The 18,002-nt window shown below is 61.7% G+C and carries 11 protein-coding genes and 3 pseudogenes; 8 read left to right on the forward strand and 6 right to left on the reverse strand.

The window, feature by feature from the left end; translation table 11 throughout:
• Window positions 1-4 precede the first annotated feature (4 nt).
• Window positions 5-562 carry a TetR/AcrR family transcriptional regulator gene (locus CS390_RS21595; protein ID WP_090519109.1) on the reverse strand — a complete coding sequence of 186 codons (558 nt, stop codon included), beginning with the start codon at window positions 560-562 and terminating at the stop codon, window positions 5-7.
• 179 nt (window positions 563-741) lie between these two features.
• Between CS390_RS21595 and tmexC the strand changes: the two genes are divergently transcribed.
• The 8 genes from tmexC to CS390_RS25115 all read left to right on the forward strand — a co-directional run bounded on the left by tmexC (window position 742) and on the right by CS390_RS25115 (window position 10,446).
• The gene (tmexC, locus tag CS390_RS21600; RefSeq protein WP_090519108.1) at window positions 742-1,905 is read left to right on the forward strand and encodes a multidrug efflux RND transporter periplasmic adaptor subunit TMexC; all 1,164 of its coding nucleotides are present in this window, start codon (window positions 742-744) and stop codon (window positions 1,903-1,905) included.
• Window positions 1,906-1,920: 15 nt separating this feature from the next.
• On the forward strand, window positions 1,921-5,055 hold the full coding sequence (gene tmexD / locus CS390_RS21605; protein WP_090519107.1) for a multidrug efflux RND transporter permease subunit TMexD: 3,135 nt from the start codon (window positions 1,921-1,923) through the stop codon (window positions 5,053-5,055).
• A 4-nt stretch (window positions 5,056-5,059) separates the two neighbouring features.
• A complete protein-coding gene (gene toprJ, locus CS390_RS21610) occupies window positions 5,060-6,493 on the forward strand; it encodes a multidrug efflux transporter outer membrane subunit TOprJ (RefSeq protein WP_090519106.1) in 1,434 nt (477 codons plus the stop codon).
• 316 nt (window positions 6,494-6,809) lie between these two features.
• Window positions 6,810-7,139, forward strand: coding sequence for a hypothetical protein (locus CS390_RS21615; RefSeq protein WP_099775928.1), 330 nt, complete (start codon window positions 6,810-6,812; stop codon window positions 7,137-7,139).
• 97 nt (window positions 7,140-7,236) lie between these two features.
• Window positions 7,237-8,205, forward strand: coding sequence for a DUF932 domain-containing protein (locus CS390_RS21620; RefSeq protein WP_099775929.1), 969 nt, complete (start codon window positions 7,237-7,239; stop codon window positions 8,203-8,205).
• A gap of 72 nt (window positions 8,206-8,277) precedes the next feature.
• A complete protein-coding gene (locus CS390_RS21625; RefSeq protein ID WP_099775931.1) occupies window positions 8,278-9,282 on the forward strand; it encodes a YqaJ viral recombinase family protein in 1,005 nt (334 codons plus the stop codon).
• Window positions 9,283-9,373: 91 nt separating this feature from the next.
• Window positions 9,374-10,273: a hydrolase or metal-binding protein gene (locus CS390_RS21630; protein ID WP_099775933.1), complete on the forward strand. Its 900-nt coding sequence runs from the start codon at window positions 9,374-9,376 to the stop codon at window positions 10,271-10,273.
• Window positions 10,270-10,446, forward strand: a complete 177-nt coding sequence (locus tag CS390_RS25115) for a hypothetical protein (RefSeq protein ID WP_177442427.1) — start codon at window positions 10,270-10,272, stop codon at window positions 10,444-10,446. The genes CS390_RS21630 and CS390_RS25115 overlap by 4 nt, the downstream gene beginning before the upstream one ends.
• A 216-nt stretch (window positions 10,447-10,662) precedes the next feature.
• On the opposite strand, the gene CS390_RS25545 is transcribed toward CS390_RS25115, so the two are convergent.
• The 5 genes and pseudogenes from CS390_RS25545 to CS390_RS21660 form a co-directional block, all read right to left on the reverse strand.
• A complete protein-coding gene (locus CS390_RS25545) occupies window positions 10,663-13,560 on the reverse strand; it encodes an EAL domain-containing protein (protein WP_218195291.1) in 2,898 nt (965 codons plus the stop codon).
• A gap of 43 nt (window positions 13,561-13,603) precedes the next feature.
• Window positions 13,604-15,169: a PAS domain-containing methyl-accepting chemotaxis protein gene (locus CS390_RS21640; RefSeq protein ID WP_047306259.1), complete on the reverse strand. Its 1,566-nt coding sequence runs from the start codon at window positions 15,167-15,169 to the stop codon at window positions 13,604-13,606.
• 234 nt (window positions 15,170-15,403) lie between these two features.
• A pseudogene (locus CS390_RS21645) lies at window positions 15,404-15,874 on the reverse strand (IS5 family transposase); the annotation flags it as partial.
• 59 nt (window positions 15,875-15,933) lie between these two features.
• Window positions 15,934-17,201 (reverse strand): annotated as a pseudogene (gene ltrA / locus CS390_RS21650) (group II intron reverse transcriptase/maturase).
• 521 nt (window positions 17,202-17,722) lie between these two features.
• A pseudogene (locus tag CS390_RS21660) lies at window positions 17,723-17,989 on the reverse strand (transposase); the annotation flags it as partial.
• Between the last annotated feature and the right edge of the window lie 13 nt (window positions 17,990-18,002).

An 18,002-nucleotide genomic window follows, 5' to 3' on the forward strand; every position in this document is an offset into this window, starting at 1 on the left:
TCCGTTAAGTTTGGTAGTTGCAAGCCCCGTTCAGGAAGAATTGCTCGATCAACGCCGCCATACCTGCGCGTGCGATACGGCCGCGGCGCTCGGCGTCTACCAGGCCGAAGATCAAGGAGGAGAAGATTTCGGTAAGCGCCGGGGCACCGATATCGATACGGAATACGCCCAGTTTTTGCCCGCGGAGAAAGAACTCGTCCAGCGTTTCCGAGTAAGGCAGCCATCGGCAGCCGCCTGCATCTAAATCAAACGTGTCCGGGCGCCACTGGAATGAGAGGAATACCAACAACTCCCTGTGAATCAAATGGCCTTCGATCAGACGATGCAATGCGTCCAAGGGCGCCGCCTCAAGATCGGCATCGGCAATGACCCTATAAATAACCACCGAACCATGATTCAGAAGCATCTCGATCAGGTTGTCGCGGGTGCCGCAAAACCTGTTGAGCGTCGCCTTGCTGACCCCCGCTGCCTGGGCTATTTCTTTGAACGTGGCTCGCGGGTGGTCAACGATGGCGATCGCCAGGGCCTTCAGCAATTTCTCATCGGCAGCAGTTAAATCCATCGGTCACTCTTTATCTATCGCGGGCAGATGCGGGTATTTTGCCTAGAACACTCATTTTTCTCAAAGAGGATACTAGCTTTGTTCACACCAAAATCAAATGAGTCAATATTGACTCATTTGATTTTTGCGTGGATCATGCGCGGCTTCGACTACGTACTGGCTTCGCGCTTGGGTGAGATATGAACAAATTCCGCGAATGGATCACTTTTTCCGTGATCTCCTATTTGATCGCCGTGACCCTGGTTGGCTGCGACAAGCCCGAAGAGCAACGGGAAGAGGCGCCAGCGCGTGAAGTCGATGTGCTCAGCGTGAAGACCGAGCCCTTCACAGTGTTCGCCGAGCTACCAGGGCGCATCGAGCCGGTGCGTGTCGCCGAGGTGCGCGCGCGGGTGGCGGGGATCGTGCTCAAGCGCACCTTCGAGGAAGGGGCCGACGTGAAGGCCGGTGACGTGCTGTTCCAGATCGACCCTGCGCCGTTCAAGGCGGCCCTGTCGCGGGCGCAAGGTGAACTGGCTCGCGCCGAGGCGCAGCTGTTCCAGGCTCAGGCGATGGTTCGCCGTTACGAACCACTGGTGAAGATCGACGCCGTCAGCCAGCAGGATTTCGACAACGCCAAGGCCGCTCTGCAGAGCGCCCAGGCCGACAAGCGCTCGGCCCAGGCCAATGTCGAAACTGCCCGCCTGGACCTGGGTTATGCCGAGGTTCGCGCCCCCATCGCCGGGCGTATCGGTCGCGCCCAGGTCACCGAAGGGGCTCTGGTAGGCCAGGGCGAAGCCACGCTGCTGGCACGTATCCAGCAACTCGATCCGGTGTACGCCGACTTCACCCAGCCTGCTGCCGATGCCCTGCGCCTGCGCGCGGCAATCGCCGAGGGCAAGGTTGCCGGTGCGAGCGACCAGCCGCTGTCGCTGCGTGTCGACGGTACCGATATCGAGCGCAAGGGCACGCTGCTGTTCACCGATATCTCGGTGGATCGCAGCACCGGGCAGATCGCCCTGCGAGGCCAGTTCGACAACCCCGAGGGCGTGCTGCTGCCGGGTATGTACGTGCGTGTGCGCACACCGCAAGGGCTCGACCAGAACGCCATCCTGGTGCCGCAACGTGCCGTGCAGCGTTCGGCTGACGGCCAGGCCAGCGTGATGCTGCTGGGGGAGGGCGATACCGTCGAGGCGCGCCAGGTCACCACCGGTGCCATGCAGGGCTCGCGCTGGCAAATCAGCGAGGGCCTGCAGGTCGGCGACAAGGTGATCACCAGCTCGCTGGCGGCTATCCGTCCGGGCGCCAAGGTCATCCCCCGCGAGCAAGATGCCGCCGAAGCCGCTCCACAGTCCCAGGCGCAGTAAGCCGGAGAACCTCTCATGTCCCTGTTTTTCATCCGGCGCCCCAATTTCGCCTGGGTAGTCGCCCTGTTCATCTCGCTGGGTGGCCTGCTGGCCATCCCGTTCCTGCCGGTGGCGCAGTACCCCAACGTGGCGCCGCCGCAGATCACCGTGACCGCCACCTATCCCGGCGCTTCGGCGCAGGTGCTCACCGACTCGGTGACCAGCGTCATCGAGGAAGAACTCAACGGCGCCAAGAACCTGCTGTACTTCGAGTCCACCAGCAACGCCAACGGCATCGCCGAGATCACCGTCACCTTCCAGCCAGGGACCGACCCCGAACTGGCCCAGGTTGACGTGCAGAACCGTCTGAAGAAGGCCGAGGCACGCATGCCGCAGGCCGTGCTGACGCTCGGCATCCAGACCGAGCAGGCCACCGCCGGCTTCCTGCTGATCTATACGCTGAGCTACACCGATGGCGACAAGGACGCCAACGTCACGGCGCTGGCCGATTACGCCGCGCGCAACATCAACAACGAAATCCGTCGCGTGAACGGCGTCGGCAAGCTGCAGTTCTTCGCCTCCGAGGCGGCCATGCGCGTGTGGATCGATCCGCAGAAGCTGGTCGGCTACGGCCTATCCATCGATGACGTGAACAACGCCATCCGCGCGCAGAACGTGCAGGTGCCGGCCGGTGCCTTCGGCAGCACGCCGGGTTCCAGCGAGCAGGAGCTGACGGCGACCCTGGCGGTCAAGGGTACCCTGGACAACCCGCAGGAATTCGCCGCCATCGTGCTGCGTGCCAACCAGGACGGCTCGCGCCTGACCCTGGGCGACGTGGCGCGCATCGAGGTCGGCAGCCAGGACTACAACTTCGGCTCGCGCCAGGACGGCAAGCCCGCCGTTGCCGCCGCCGTGCAGCTGTCGCCCGGTGCCAACGCGATCCAGACCGCCGAGGCGGTCAAGCAGCGTCTGACCGAGCTGTCGGCCAACTTCCCGGACAACGTCGAGTTCTCCGTGCCGTACGACACCTCGCGCTTCGTCGACGTGGCGATCGACAAGGTCATCATGACCCTCATCGAGGCCATGGTGCTGGTGTTCCTGGTGATGTTCCTGTTCCTGCAGAACGTGCGCTACACCCTGATCCCGTCCATCGTCGTGCCGGTGTGTCTGCTCGGTACGCTGACCTTCATGTACCTGCTTGGCTTCTCGGTGAACATGATGACCATGTTCGGCATGGTGCTGGCCATCGGCATCCTGGTGGACGACGCCATCGTGGTGGTGGAGAACGTCGAGCGGATCATGGCCGAGGAAGGCCTGGCGCCGGTGCCGGCGACCATCAAGGCGATGGGGCAGGTGTCCGGGGCGATCATCGGTATCACCCTGGTGCTGTCGGCGGTGTTCCTGCCGCTGGCCTTCATGGCCGGCTCGGTGGGGGTGATCTACCAGCAGTTCTCGCTGTCGCTGGCGGTGTCGATCCTGTTCTCGGGCTTCCTCGCGCTGACCTTCACCCCGGCGCTGTGCGCCACGCTGCTCAAACCGATCCCCGAAGGCCATCACGAGAAGACCGGTTTCTTCGGCTGGTTCAACCGCAAGTTCACCGCCCTGACCGGCCGCTACACCAAACTCAACGGCAAGCTGGTGCCGCGCGCCGGGCGGGTGATGTTCATCTACCTGGGCGTGGTGGTGCTGATGGGTTTCTTCTACCTGCGCCTGCCGGAATCCTTCGTGCCGGTGGAAGACCAGGGCTACATGATCGTCGACATCCAGTTGCCGCCAGGCGCCACCCGTGAGCGCACCTCGGCCACGGGTGAGGAGCTGGAAGAGTTTCTGATGGCCCGCGAGGCCGTGCAGACGTCCTTCCTGGTCCTCGGCTTCAGCTTCTCCGGCATGGGTGAGAACGCGGCCATTGCCTTCCCGCTGCTCAAGGACTGGTCCGAGCGAGATTCTTCGCAGTCGCCGGAAGCCGAGTCGGCTGCGGTCAACCAGCACTTCGCCAACCTCGATGACGGCGCGATCATGGCGGTGCCGCCACCGCCGGTCGAAGGCCTGGGCAACTCGGGTGGTTTCGCCCTGCGCCTGCAGGACCGCGCCGGCCTTGGCCGCGATGCCCTGTTGGCAGCGCGCGATGAAGTGCTGGGCAAGGTCAACGGCAATCCGAAGTTCCTCTACGCCATGATGGAAGGTCTGGCCGAGGCGCCGCAGCTGCGCCTGGTGATCGACCGTGAGCAGGCGCGCACGCTGGGAGTCAGCTTCGAAGCGATCAGCAGCGCGCTGTCCACTGCGTTCGGCTCGTCGGTGATCAACGACTTCGCCAACGCCGGCCGCCAGCAGCGCGTGGTGGTACAGGCCGAACAGGCCGAGCGCATGACACCGGAAAGCGTCCTGCGCCTGCATGTGCCCAACGACAGCGGCAGCCTGGTACCGCTGAGTGCTTTCGTCACCACGAGCTGGGAAGAAGGCCCGGTGCAGGTCGCGCGTTACAACGGTTACCCGTCGATCCGCATTGCCGGTGACGCCGCGCCCGGCGTGAGCACTGGCGAGGCGATGCTCGAACTGGAGCGCATCGCTGCCGAGCTGCCCGAAGGTATCGGTTACGAGTGGACCGGGCTGTCGTATCAGGAGCGGGTCGCCAGCGGGCAGGCGACGATGCTGTTCGCCCTGGCCATCACCGTGGTGTTCCTGCTGCTGGTGGCGCTCTACGAGAGCTGGGCGATCCCGCTGACGGTGATGCTGATCGTGCCGGTCGGCGCACTCGGCGCGGTACTGGCGGTGACTGCTATCGGCCTGCCCAACGACGTGTACTTCAAGGTCGGCCTGATCACCGTGATCGGCCTGGCGGCGAAGAACGCCATTCTCATCGTCGAGTTCGCCAAGGACCTGTGGGAAGACGGCTACTCGCTGCGCGATGCTGCTGTCGAAGCCGCGCGCCTGCGTTTCCGCCCGATCATCATGACCTCCATGGCGTTCATGCTCGGCGTGGTGCCGCTGGCCATCGCCACTGGCGCCGGCGCTGCGAGCCAGCGCGCACTGGGCACCGGGGTGCTGGGCGGGATGCTCAGCGCGACCATGCTCGGGGTGATCTTCGTGCCGATCTTCTTCGTCTGGGTGCTGTCGCTGCTGCGCACCAAACCTCAGCAAACCGACAACCATCCCCTGCATAAAGCGGAGTAATGCGATGACCTCTCACTTCATGCTCCGTCGCGCTCTGCTGCCCCTGGCCATCGCCGCCCTGGCGGGTTGTTCGCTGGCCCCGACCTACGAGCGCCCGCAGGCACCGGTCGCGTCGCACTGGCAAGCCGCCGACGCGGAGGGCACCCGTGCCCAGGCGCTGGACTGGCAGACCTTCATCGTCGATGCCGACCTGCGCCGCGCGGTGGATACGGCGCTGAGCAACAACCGCAGCCTGCGCCAGGCGCTGCTGGATATCGAAGCTGCGCGTGCCCAGTACCGCATCCAGCGTGCTGATCGCCTGCCTTCGATCAACGCCAATGCCAGCGGCAACCGCCAGCGCCTGCCTGCCGATCTGTCGCAGACCGGGCGCTCGGAAGTGACCAGCAACTATCAGGTCGGCCTCGGCCTCGCGGAGTACGAAGTCGACCTGTTCGGCCGCGTGCGCAGCCTCTCCGAGGCCGCGCTGGAGACCTACCTGGCGACCGAGGAGGCGACCCGTGCCACGCAGATCAGCCTGGTTGCCGAGGTCATCCAGGCCTACCTGACCCGCGATGGTGCGCTACGCCGCATGGCCCTGGTCGAACAAACCCTGGACAGCCGCCTGGCCTCGCTGGAGCTGGTCAGCCAGCGCCGTGCAGCGGGGGCCGCCACCGCCCTGGATTACCAGGAAGCGGTCGGCCTTGCCGAACAGGCGAGGGCCGAGCGCGAGAGCACCGAACGCCAGCTACGCCAGGCGGACAACGCCCTGGTCCTGTTGCTCGGCACGCCAGATGCCACTCGCCTGCTGCCCGCGACGCCCCGCGACGACCTGATGGTGCTGCAGGACATCGCCCCCGGCACCAGCTCGGAACTGATCGAACGGCGCCCGGACATTCTCGCCAGCGAGCACCGCCTCAAGGCGCGCAATGCCGATATCGGTGCAGCTCGCGCCGCGTTCTTTCCCCGGATCAGCCTGACCGGTTCGGTGGGCAGCTCCAGTGCCGAGTTGTCCGGGTTGTTCGATGGCGGCTCGCGGGCCTGGAGCTTTGCCCCGACGCTGTCGCTGCCGATCTTCGCCGGTGGCCGCAACCGCGCCAACCTGGACCTCGCTGAAGTGCGCCAGGACGCGGCGGTGGTCGACTACGAAGGCACCATCCAGACCGCCTTCCGCGAAGTCGCCGATGCCCTGGCCGCCACTGACACCCTGCGCCGCGAAGAGGGGGCTCGGCGGGCGCTCGCCGACAGCAGCGAACAGGCGCTCAAGCTGGCCCAGGCCCGTTATGAAGGCGGTGTGGACGACTACCTGCGTTATCTTGACGCCCAGCGCAGCACCTTTAGCAACCAGACCACACTAATTCAAATCAGCACGGAACGGCAGATTGCGCTGGTTGACCTGTTCAGGTCTCTGGGCGGTGGCTGGGGCCAAACTGAACCGATGGCCGGGATCGGCGCTGAGTGAGCAAAGCCAGGAGTCCTGCATCCGAAGACCGGACTCTGGCTCCATCACCGGTGAGCTACTGGTCATCGACGGGGCAATCGCCTGATCGAGAATAAGACTGTCTGACGACTGGCAGCCCTATGGATTATTGGTGGCAGCAGCTAACGGCTCTATAAAGAGCTGCAAAAAATCACTGTAACGCATGATTGACTGACTGCTTCTGGCCGACTGTAGCCTGTTCCCCCCTTGGTTTCGCAGCTGCAAAGCAGCCATTCGATTCGAAAAATTCTCAGCAACACATTACCGCAATGACATCAGCACCAAGGAGGTTCGTCCCATGTCATTGCAGTGCCCCCGCTGTCACTCCCCAAAAGTCGCTTCTTTCCATCACGCCATGAAAACCGGCGCAGCCATCGGCGCTGTCGGTGGCCTCGCCCGTGGCGTCAGTGCTGCTCTTGCAGGCGGCAAGGCCGGCGCAGCGCTCGGCGTAATCGCCGGCCCTGTCGGTATCACACTTGGTTCGGTATCCGGCGCCATTCTCGGCGGCCTGGCCGGAAGCGTCGGCGGCTGTGCGATTGGCGCTCAGCTCGGCGAGTCACTCGACCGTCACGTCCTGGCCCACAACCTCTGCCTGCTCTGCGGTCATCGCTTCAATCTGCCGGCCTGATCCGGCCACCGTTCCCCTCTTACTTATACATCACTGATTGCCGGTGCTGCGCTCTGCGTGGCGCTTTATGCCGGCCCGCACCCAAAGGAAATTCGTCATGGCTCATCAAATCGAACAAATGGCCTACGTTGGCGCTACTCCGTGGCACGGCCTGGGCAACAACCTGCCGCAGAAACAGCCCATCGAAGTCTGGCAACGCGAAGCCGGCATGGATTGGCAGATCCTGGAAAGCCCCGTGCACTTCAAGTCGGACGCAATCGGCCATCTGGGCGCGATCCACTCCTTCCCCGAACAGAAGGTGCTCTACCGTTCGGACACCAAGGCACCGCTGTCGGTGGTGTCGCAGCGATACCACACCGTCCAGCCTCGTGAGGTGCTGGAGTTCTACCGCGATTTGACCGAGGTCTCCGGCTACGAGCTGGAAACTGCTGGCGTGCTTAAGGGCGGTCGCAAATTCTGGGCGTTGGCGCGTACCGGACAGGGCGCCGCAATCAAGGGCAACGACCAGGTGAATGGCTATCTGCTGTTGGCCACTTCCTGCGACGGCACCCTGGCCACCACGGCAACGCCCACCACCATCCGCGTAGTCTGCAACAACACGCTGACCATCGCCTTGGACGGCACCAGCCGTGCGATCAAGGTGCCTCACAGCACCCGCTTCGACAGCGATCTGGTCAAGAAGCAGCTCGGTATAGCCGTCTCGCAATGGGACGACTTCATGTACCGCATGCGCCACCTGGCTGAACGCAAGGTGCAGTGGCATGAGGCACTGGGCTTCTTCATGAACGTGATGTGCGAGACCAGCCCGACCGGCGCCCTGCCGGAGCAACTGCCCAACGAGCGCGCTCTGCGCAAAGTGCAGGAGCTGTACGAAGGTCGTGGCCGTGGCAGCCAGCTGGACTCAGCACGCGGCACTGCCTGGGGCTTGCTCAATGCCGTAACCGAGTACGTCGATCACGAGCGCCGGGCACGCAGCACGGAGTACCGCCTCGACTCCGCCTGGTTCGGCCAGGGTGCCCAGATCAAGCAACGCGCATTGGATACAGCCCTGCAATTGGTCGCCTGACCTTTTACCCCCCATAACGCCCGACCCGCTTCGTTGCAGGTCGGGCGTTTCTATTTCTGCAAGGTGAACGTTATGAAAGCCACTTCATTGAATCGCAGCACCAGCAAAGCCCGCCCTGCACTACGCCTGGTCAGCACCAAGGAACTGCCACGCGAGGACTGGCTGCAGATCCGCAAGCAAGGCATCGGCAGCTCAGACGCTGCGGCTGCCGTAGGCCTCAACCCCTACAAGTCGCAGTTGGAGCTGTGGCTGGAGAAGACCGGGCGCGATGCCGGCATGCCCAAGGCTGATCCTCAGGATGAGGAAAGCCCGATGTACTGGGGCAACGTACTGGAGCCAGTCGTTGCTTGGCACTACAGCAAGCGCACGAAGAACAAGGTGCGGCGTATCAACGCCGTGCTGCAGCACCCGGATCCGGAGTTGCCCTGGATGCTGGCCAACATCGACCGCGAGGTGATCGGGGCGGACGATGTGCAGATCCTCGAATGCAAGACAGCCGGCATAAACGGGGCACGCCTCTGGAAAGAGGGCGTGCCGGAGTATGTACAGCTGCAGGTAATGCACCAGCTCGCCGTCACCGGCAAGCAGGCGGCGGATGTGGCGGTACTGCTGGGTGGTCAAACACTGGAGATCCACCGCATCGAGCGGGACGAGCAGATGATTGCCCGCCTGATCGAGCTGGAGCGCCAGTTCTGGCACTACGTGGAGACTGATACGCCGCCACCGGCTGATGGCACCGCTTCGGCAGAGTCAGCACTGCGCTGCCTCTACCCGGAGGACAACGGTCAGATCGTCGACTTCAGCCAGCATGCCGGGCTCAGCGCGGCTTACGTCGAGCTGAAGGCTGTTCGTCAGTCGATTGCCGACAAGGAAAAACGCGAGGCTGAGCTAAAGCAGATGCTGCAGCAGACCATGGGCGATGCTAGCCGGGCGGAGTTCGCCAACGGTTACATCACCTGGCGCAAGGCCAAAGACAGTGTCGGCTTCGACGTCGCGCAACTGCTCAAAGACAAGCCGCACCTGCAGGCCAAGTACCCACTGCTGAAGCAGGGTGCACGGCGCTTCCTGGTCGGCTGAAACCAACCTCATTCATCCCTTCCCTCCCCTTGGCCAGTCCATGCAGTTCGCGCTGCGTGGCTGGCCTTTTTTCATTTCCAGGAGACTCACCATGCTCAAAGGTCTGGCTATCACTCCACCGGTACTCGGGCGGATTTCCATCGGTAAGGTCATCGAGAAGAACGGCAAGAGACTGCCGGAGAAGGATGACCAGTTCACCATCACATCCCAGGTACAAGGTAAGGACGGCTGGCTGCTGCACCCTCTCAATGACGAGCTACGTAAGGGCAAGGACGACAAGCTGCGCAGCATTCCGGTACGCCTGCTGTTCAACGAGCCTGAGCTGAATTTTCGCGCCGACTACACATTGTTCGACCGGCAATCTGGGCGCCCGGTTTGCGTCGGCAATGGCGAGACCTGCAAGCGAGTCACCCAGGACGGCATGCAGTCGTTGCCTTGTCCATCGCCGGATGCTTGCCAGTTAGCCAAAGGTGGTGGCTGCAAGCCCTATGGCCGACTGAACGTAGTCATTGGTGATGAGGATCCGCTGGGCAGCTTTGTGTTTCGCACCACTGGCTTCAACAGCATCCGCACCTTGGCCGCTCGCCTGCATTACTTCCAAGCCATCTCTGGAAACCGCCTGGCCTGTCTGCCTCTGGAGCTGCGCCTGCGTGGTAAGTCGACACGCCAGAGCCATGGCACGCCGATCTTCTACGCCGACCTGACAGTACGCGGCGGCATGGACATGGCCGAGGCTCTGGTAACCGCCAGTGAACTCGATTCGCGACGGCAGGCAGCAGGCTTCAATCAGGCTGCTTTGGATGAAGCCGCACGACGCGGATTCGGCAACGGTGCCTTTGAGGACAGCGAGGAGGATGTAAGCGCCATCGTTGAGGAGTTTTACCAGGAAGGTGAAGTGCCCGTCTCAACAACCACACCACAAGTCACCTCCAGCAGGCCCAGCCTGGCTGAAAAGTTGGAAGCGCAAGCCGCACGGAAGGAGGAGGTATGAAACGGCTGCTACGTACTTTCGGTGCTGCGATGATGTTTGCCGGGATCCTGACAGGCTGCCTGGCGGTCTTGTTGCTGGCGATTATGATGGTACGCTTTCCACCATTGCTGATAGCGGTGGTACTGGCGTGCTGGATCCTCTGTCGACTGCAGGCAGCACGATCAAGCAAGTAACTGACGTCAGCGAAAATGGATGTCCCGCTCCACTGAGGGCGGGACATTCTTTATTTTTTGTCTTTCACTGATAAGGCCCGATGTGCGATTGCTAATCAACAAAGCCCGAGAGGGACTCAGCTATCTGCGTCCCTGATCTTAAACTCAGGTTTCACCTTGACGACTGCTCCCGACGGCGCACCAACAAGCTCAACGTCATCCTCGCAGTCATCGGCGTCAGCGAAGGTCATCTGTTTCATCGGAAAACTCGATGGTATGGCGAAGTGGTTCCGGTTTTCCGAACAGGTAACCCTGGAACGCACGGCAGCCAATAGATACTAGCAGATCCAGCTGTTCGCGCTGCTCCACGCCTTCGGCTACCACCTCCAGGCCGAGGTTTTGCGCCAGGGTCACCACGGTGTGGACGATGGCGCTGTCGGTGTTGTCGGTGAGGATTTCGTCGACGAAGGACTTGTCGATCTTCAGCTGATCCAGCGGCATGTGCTTGAGGTAGCTCATGGACGAATAGCCGGTGCCGAAGTCGTCCAGCGAGAAGCGCACGCCGACCTGGCGCAGCGCCTGCATCTTGCCGATGGTTACCGTCAGGTCGTGTTGCAGCATGGATTCGGTGATTTCCAGGCGCAGGCGGTTGGCCGGTGCGCCGCTGCTGGCCAGCACCTGCAGCACCTGCTGGACGAAGTCATTCTGGCTGAGCTGGCGCGCGCTGATATTCACGGCAATGGTCCAGGCCTGGCGCATGGGGTCGTGCTGCCACTCGGCCAGCTGGCGGCAGGCGGTGGTCAGTACCCATTGGCCGATCGGAATAATCAGGCCGCTTTCCTCGGCCAGGGGAATGAACTGCGCCGGGGAAACCAGGCCGCGCTGCGGGTTTTGCCAACGCAGCAGGACCTCAAAGCCGAGGATCTGCTCGTCGACGTCGACTACCGATTGGTAGAACAGGCGCAGCTCATCCTGCTCCAGGGCCAGGCGCAGGTCGCGCTGCAGCAGGGCGCGCTGGTTGATTTCGCTCTGCAGGGCGTTATCGAAGAAGCACAGCTGGTCGCGCCCGGCATCCTTGGCTTTGTACAGCGCCATGTCGGCCTGCTTGATCAGTTCGTCGGCGTTCTGCAGCGTGCCATCGAACAACACCACGCCAATGCTCGGGGTGATCTGCGCCATATGGTCGCGGAGCTGATAGGGCGCGGACAGCACCTGGCGGATCTTCTCGCCAGTATCGCTGGCATGGTGCATGGCGCTTTCCTGGCTGTTGCCCAGCTCTTCGATGATCACCACGAACTCGTCGCCGCCCAGGCGCGCCACCGTGTCGCTCTGGCGCAGGGTGCCCTGCAGGCGCACGGCCACTTCCTTGAGCAGCTGGTCGCCGATCGGGTGGCCGAGGGTGTCGTTGATTTCCTTGAAGTGGTCCAGGTCCATCAGCAACAGGGCGCCGTGCTGATTATGCCGTTGGCTTTTGTGCAGGGCGCGGATCAGGCGTTCGCTCATCAGGCGGCGGTTGGCCAGGCCGGTGAGGGCGTCGTGCAGGGCCATGCGCTGGGCGGCTTCTTCGATGCGCTTGCGCTTGGTGATGTCGGCGCGGATGGCGATGTACTGCTCGGGCAGGCCATCCTTGCCGATGAAGGGCATGATGGTGCTCTGCACCCAGTACAGCGAGCCGTCCTTGGCGCGGTTGCACACCTCGCCACTCCACACCTTGCCATGGCTGATGGTGCGCCACAGGTCCTGGAAAAATTCGCGCGGATGATGGCCGGAGTTGATCATTTTGTGGGTGCGGCCGACCAGCTCGCTGCGGGCGTACTGGGAGATGGCGCAGAACTTGTCGTTAACCTGGGTGATTACCCCGCGGGCATCGGTGATGGCGACGATGGCGTGGGCATCCAGGGCGGCCTTGATCTCGGCGATTTCACGCAGTGAGTCAATCAACTGTCGGCGATTGTGCTCGCGTTCGCTGGTGTCGGTGAAAATCGCCAGCACCCCGGCTTCGCGGCCGCTGACCTGGCGTTCCGGCACCACCAGGCAGGAGGCATAGGCGCTGTTGCCGTCCGGGCGCAGGTATTGCAGGTCCAGGTCGCTGCGTATGCCGTCGAGGGCTTTGATCAGGTGTGGTCTGATCTGCTCGGCAACGTCGTCCAGCAGCAGATCGCCGATGGTTTGGCCGATCACGCTTTCCGGACGACGATACAGGCTGCGGATTAGCGTCGGGTTGGCATAGCGCAGGTGCAGGTGCTCATCCAGGCGGGCGATGCCAACCGGCAGGTTGCTCAGCAGGTTGTGCAGTTCGGTTTCCTGTTCGCGAATGCGCTGCTCACGCACTTCCAGCAAACGATAGGGTTTGCGCACGGCAATCTGGAAGGCAGCCAGGTAGAAGAAGCAGTAGGCGGCCACCTTATAGATGTGGCCGTACAGGTTGATGAATTCCGAAGTCGTTCGGTATTGGGTAAACGCCAGGCCGCCCATCGCGGTAATGAAACAGGCCGCGCCCAGCCATAGATCGCGGCTGCTCTGAGTCTTGCGGCTACGCAGGAAGAACCACAGGGCCAGGCCCAGGTTGGCGACGCACAGGATGAGTTCGCAGGCGTTCTTCAGCGGTGTCAGGCCGCTGCCGGGGATATAGGTCACCGGCAGCCACTGCGGAAGCAGGATGGCGATCAGGAGCAGGGCCACGACCAGGGTAATGCCCGCCACCAGCCAGAAACTACGGCTACCCGGCAGGCGCAGTTGCAGGGCCGCCAGGCAGAGAACGCTAACTTCAACCGCGCGGCTGCTGAGCCAGAAGAAGAGCGAGGTGTTGAGGCTGCCATCCACCACCAGCCCCGGCATGCCGGCCAAATACAGGGTATGCAACATGTCCAGGCCGGCCACGCTGGCGAAGCCGAAGACCAAGGTCTGGGCTATGGGCTCGGCGTCATGATCCGGTGTGTTCCAGGCGATAGTGACGATCATCAGCGAGACGCTGATGGCGAACATTTCCAGCAGGATATGCACCGACAGGTAGTCGGCCGGACGGGCAGTGAAGATGGCAATCGGAGGCAGGCTCAGGGCCAGGGCCATCAGTACCAGGGCCAGGGCGCAGGTGCTCAGCGCCAGACTGCGCTGGTTCAGATAGAGAGGCTGCAAGGCGTTATCCGGGGGCGCTGCTAGCGCCCGTTGTGCAGGATTATTAACTGTTGAAACGCTCGACCAGCGCGTGCAGGGAGCCTGCAGTGGACTGTAGCTGGCTGCCTAGGCGCGCGCTATTGCCGGTGACTTCGGCATTGTCGTTGGTGGCCTGGGAAATCGAGTTGATCTGCCGGGCAATATCCTCGGCGACCAGGCTCTGCTGTTCGGCAGCAGCGGCCATTTGCTCGGCCATCTGGTGGATATTGTCGACGGTCTGGCTGATGCCTTGCAGCGATTGTTCGGTTTGCGCTACCCGCGCCACGCCGTTACGCGCTTCCTCGCTGCCGGCGCGAGCGACGCTCAAGGCACGTTCGGTTTCCTTATGCAGGCCCGTGATGATGCCCTGGATGACGTCGGTAGACTGGCGGGTCTTGGAGGCCAGGGCGCGCACTTCGTCGGCCACTACGGCAAAGCCACGGCCCTGCTCACCGGCGCGGGCTGCTTCGATGGCGGCATTCAGGGCCAGCAGGTTGGTCTGCTCGGCAATCGCGTGGATCATGCTGGCGGCTTGCTGGATGGAAGCGGTTTCATCGGCCAGTGACTGCACCGATTGGCCGATGCCATCGACAGTCTGCGCCAGTTGCTCGATGACCTGGCGGCTTTGCTGCGACTGCTGGGCGCCGGCCATAGCCAGTTCACTGGCCTGACGTGCTTCCTGAGCGGTTTGCTGGACGTGGCTGGAGACCTGATTGATCGACGCGGCCATCTCGTGCATCGCCGTGGCGGCCTGGTCAGCTTCATTGCGCTGGGCCTGCAGGGCACGTTCGGCCTGCTCGTTGAGGCGGCCGTTTTCCTTGGCCAGGGCGGCGGTCTGGTCGGCGAAATCTCCCAGGCGGCAAAGCGCCGTGCGAATCCGTGCATCCTCGCTGATCAGTGCCAGGTGCAGCAGCGCCAGTGGCCCGGAGGCATCGCTGTAGGTGCGGGCCACCAGCGGGCTGTCGAATGTTTTTGGCGCTACTGCACGAGCCCGGCCGAGCAGCTGGCTGGAGTTGTGCAGGCTGGCAAAACCCTGCAGCCCAAGCAGGACCAAGGTCAGCAGCAACGCCGTGCCGGGCAATTCCAGGCTCCAGAGCGCCGCGCCGCTCACTACACCGAGCAGCGGCAGCACGAAGAAGCGTGCCAGTTGCGCGAATGCCTCGCCACGGCCGATGGCCGGGCGCCCCTGGTTCAGGCGCGCGTAGAGCGCTTCGGCACGGCGCACCTGCTCGCTGTTGGGTTTGCTGCGCACCGACTCGTAGCCGACGACCCGGCCGTTTTCCTGGATGGGCGTGACATAGGCGCTGACCCAATAGTGATCGCCGTTCTTGCAGCGGTTCTTGACGATGCCCATCCAGCTGCGTCCGGATTTTAGGTAGTCCCACATATGAGCGAACACGGCAGGCGGCATATCCGGGTGACGCACTAGGTTGTGCGGGCTGCCGACCAATTCCTCGCGGGTAAATCCGCTGATCTCGGCGAACTCGTCGTTGCAGTACGTGATGATCCCGCGGGTATCGGTGGCGGAAATGAGGTGCTGCTCAGCCGGGAAGCTACGTTCGCGACCGCTGTTGGGTTGGTTTATGCGCATTGGCTTGGCTCGTTACGGCTGAGTAGCGATGTGCCCTAATATAAGCAAAAGGATGTTTCAGTTCATCCCTAAGCGGGACGTTATTTAGGGATGGTCTGAAGTAGCCATGCATTTCTGGCTGACTTCAGCCTCCGCCGATTTTGAAAGCGGCAAATCGAGCAAAAACGATCAGATAACCCGCTTATTTCGGTGTTTCTAGCCGCCGAGACCACCTCGCGGCGGCCATTTCCTGCATTACAGACGCACCTCTCCTGCATTCGTCAGTAAATGTCGGCGTGCCATCCACAGGTTCGACAGCGCGAACAGTGTCACCAGCTGTGCCGTGTTCTTCGCCAGGCCACGGAAGCGTGTCTTCACATAGCCGAACTGGCGCTTGATCACCCGGAACGGATGCTCGACCTTGGCACGCACCTGGGCCTTGGCTTTCTCGATCTTGCGCTTGGCTTTGTACAGCGCGCTGCGCTTACTCAGCTTCTTGTACGTACTACGACGGGCCGCGATCTGCCAGATCACCTCACGACCTTCATGTTCCGGGCGCTTCTCTACGCCAGTGTAGCCCGCGTCGGCACCGACCATGTTTTCCTCGCCGTGCAGCAGTTTTTCGACCTGGGTGATATCCGCCACATTGGCCGCCGTGCCCACCACGCCACGCACCAGACCTGACTCATCATCGACACCGATGTGCGCCTTCATGCCGAAGTGGTGAGTCGGCCACAGGAACTGCCCCCGTAGCCGCTCGCAGAACCGTACGTGACACTCTCGCGTCATACGGCTCCCGTTATCCAACCTGTTGCTCGGTTACTTGCCAGTGATAAAACAGTCGAGGGGCAGCCTTATGCACCGTGTCCAACCATTCAGATATACGCCGCTTGCGCCCGTGAAGTATTTTGTACTTACGACCGGCCCAACGCTTGAGCGCGCTATCGATATGTCGAAAGATACCAAGCATGGCCGTCCGATAGAACGCGCCATAGTACTGCCACCAACCTTGTATCACTGGGTTGTAAAGCCGAGCCACAGCAGCCAGCGTCACATGAGTTTGGCGGCTGACCCGCCACTCGCGCACTGCTCGCCGCATCCGCTTCAACGCTTGCGCACTGACTCCCGGAAGGAAGCTGGTGAAAAGCTTGTTCTGCTGGCCGATTGCCTTCCTAGGTCTAAAAGTGAAACCAAGGAAGGTAAAGCTCACATGCGGATACCCTGCGCGTCGATTGCTGTCCTTGCAGTACACGATTTTCGATTTCTCGGGATGCATCGTGAGGCCACAAACCGCTAGACGTGAAGCGATTGAACGCATCACGTGTTCTGCTTGCCTCTGGCTACGACAATGCACTACCGCATCATCGGCATACCGGGCAAAAGGACAGTTTGGGCTATTTCGTTGCATCCATGCGTCAAAGGCGTAATGCATGAACAGATTCATCAACATGGGACTGATCACGCCGCCTTGCGGGGTGCCACGTTCGCGTTGAATGCGAACGCCATCTGCTGCCTCGAATGGAGCAACCAGCCATCGTTCGATGTACAGCAGTATCCAATCCTCTTTGATATGGGTTCGCACCGCTTTCATCAGCAGTTCATGATCAATGTGATCGAAAGCCGCCTTGATATCAAACTCCACCACCCAGTCGTATCGCCAGCAGCGTTCGCGTGTGATCGCTATGGCCTGTTTGGCTGAACGTCCTGGTCGGTATCCATATGAGTCCGGATGGAAAAGCGCATCCAGCTTTGGCTCGATGAGGAGTTTGACTACAGTTTGTGCGATACGGTCGCTGACCGTCGGCACTCCCAACCTGCGTATACCCCCCGATGCCTTCGGTATCTCAACAGCCTTGACCGGCGGCGGGAAATAAGACCCCGACGACATTCGATTCCATAGCTTGTAAAGATTCTTCGGCAGGTTCCGCTCAAAATCGGCAATGGTCTCATCGTCGATTCCAGCAGCTCCCCGGTTGGTTCTGACCTGCTGATAGGCCTCCCATATCACGCGCTTCGCTATGTTGTAAGGTTTGTTCGAACTCACACCGCTCATCCCCTGAGGTTGGCGGCGTTCGTTGACAGGATAACGCCTCCCCTTCGCTCCAGCTTCATTACAAAGCCTTCATCACTACTACAGGAGGCTCCGCCCCTTATTCCAGCATTGGTATTCTTCCTCATGGTTTTAGCCATTTGTCATTTTCCTTTGCATCTGGAACAAGGTTCTCACGTTCCGTACCCAAGCCTGTATGAAGATCATGCCGCCTTTACACCGGCTGCCACTGGGGCCGTAAGCAGGTAACGCCCCAACTCGTCCTGAAGCCAATACTCAACCTCAGTTTCGACAGCACTTTAGGGAATAACGATGCGTCATCGGACGGTTTGCTCTCGCTCATCTTCTCCATACTCACCTGCCATCATCATGGGATGACTTTTCCTCGGTCGCTCACCACCGCACCTTTTGGATGCAGCAGCACCGGGTGGTTTGAAGCCTGCTCCTGCAAGCCGACTTCGGAAGGCCTACTTCCATCTTCGGTACAGCATCACAGGTCATACGACCTGTGTTCGTGACACACAGTACTGGTTACCCTTCTTGGCCTGGTGCATCTCTGGGTCGCGTTTGCCGTCCTTGTTCTTGGTCGAACTCGGCGCATTGATCAGCGTGGCATCGACGATGGTGCCTTGGCGCAACGACAGGCCTCGATCACCCAGATAGCCATTGATCACCGCCAGGATGCCAGCAGCCAGCTCGTGTTTCTCCAGCAGACGACGGAAGTTGAGGATGGTGGTTTCGTCGGGGATGCGCTCCAGGCTCAAACCCGCGAACTGGCGCAGGATGGTGCTACGCCAAGGCTCA

The sequence above is a fragment of the Pseudomonas sp. HLS-6 genome (assembly GCF_002753995.1).
Classification (GTDB): domain Bacteria; phylum Pseudomonadota; class Gammaproteobacteria; order Pseudomonadales; family Pseudomonadaceae; genus Aquipseudomonas; species Aquipseudomonas defluvii.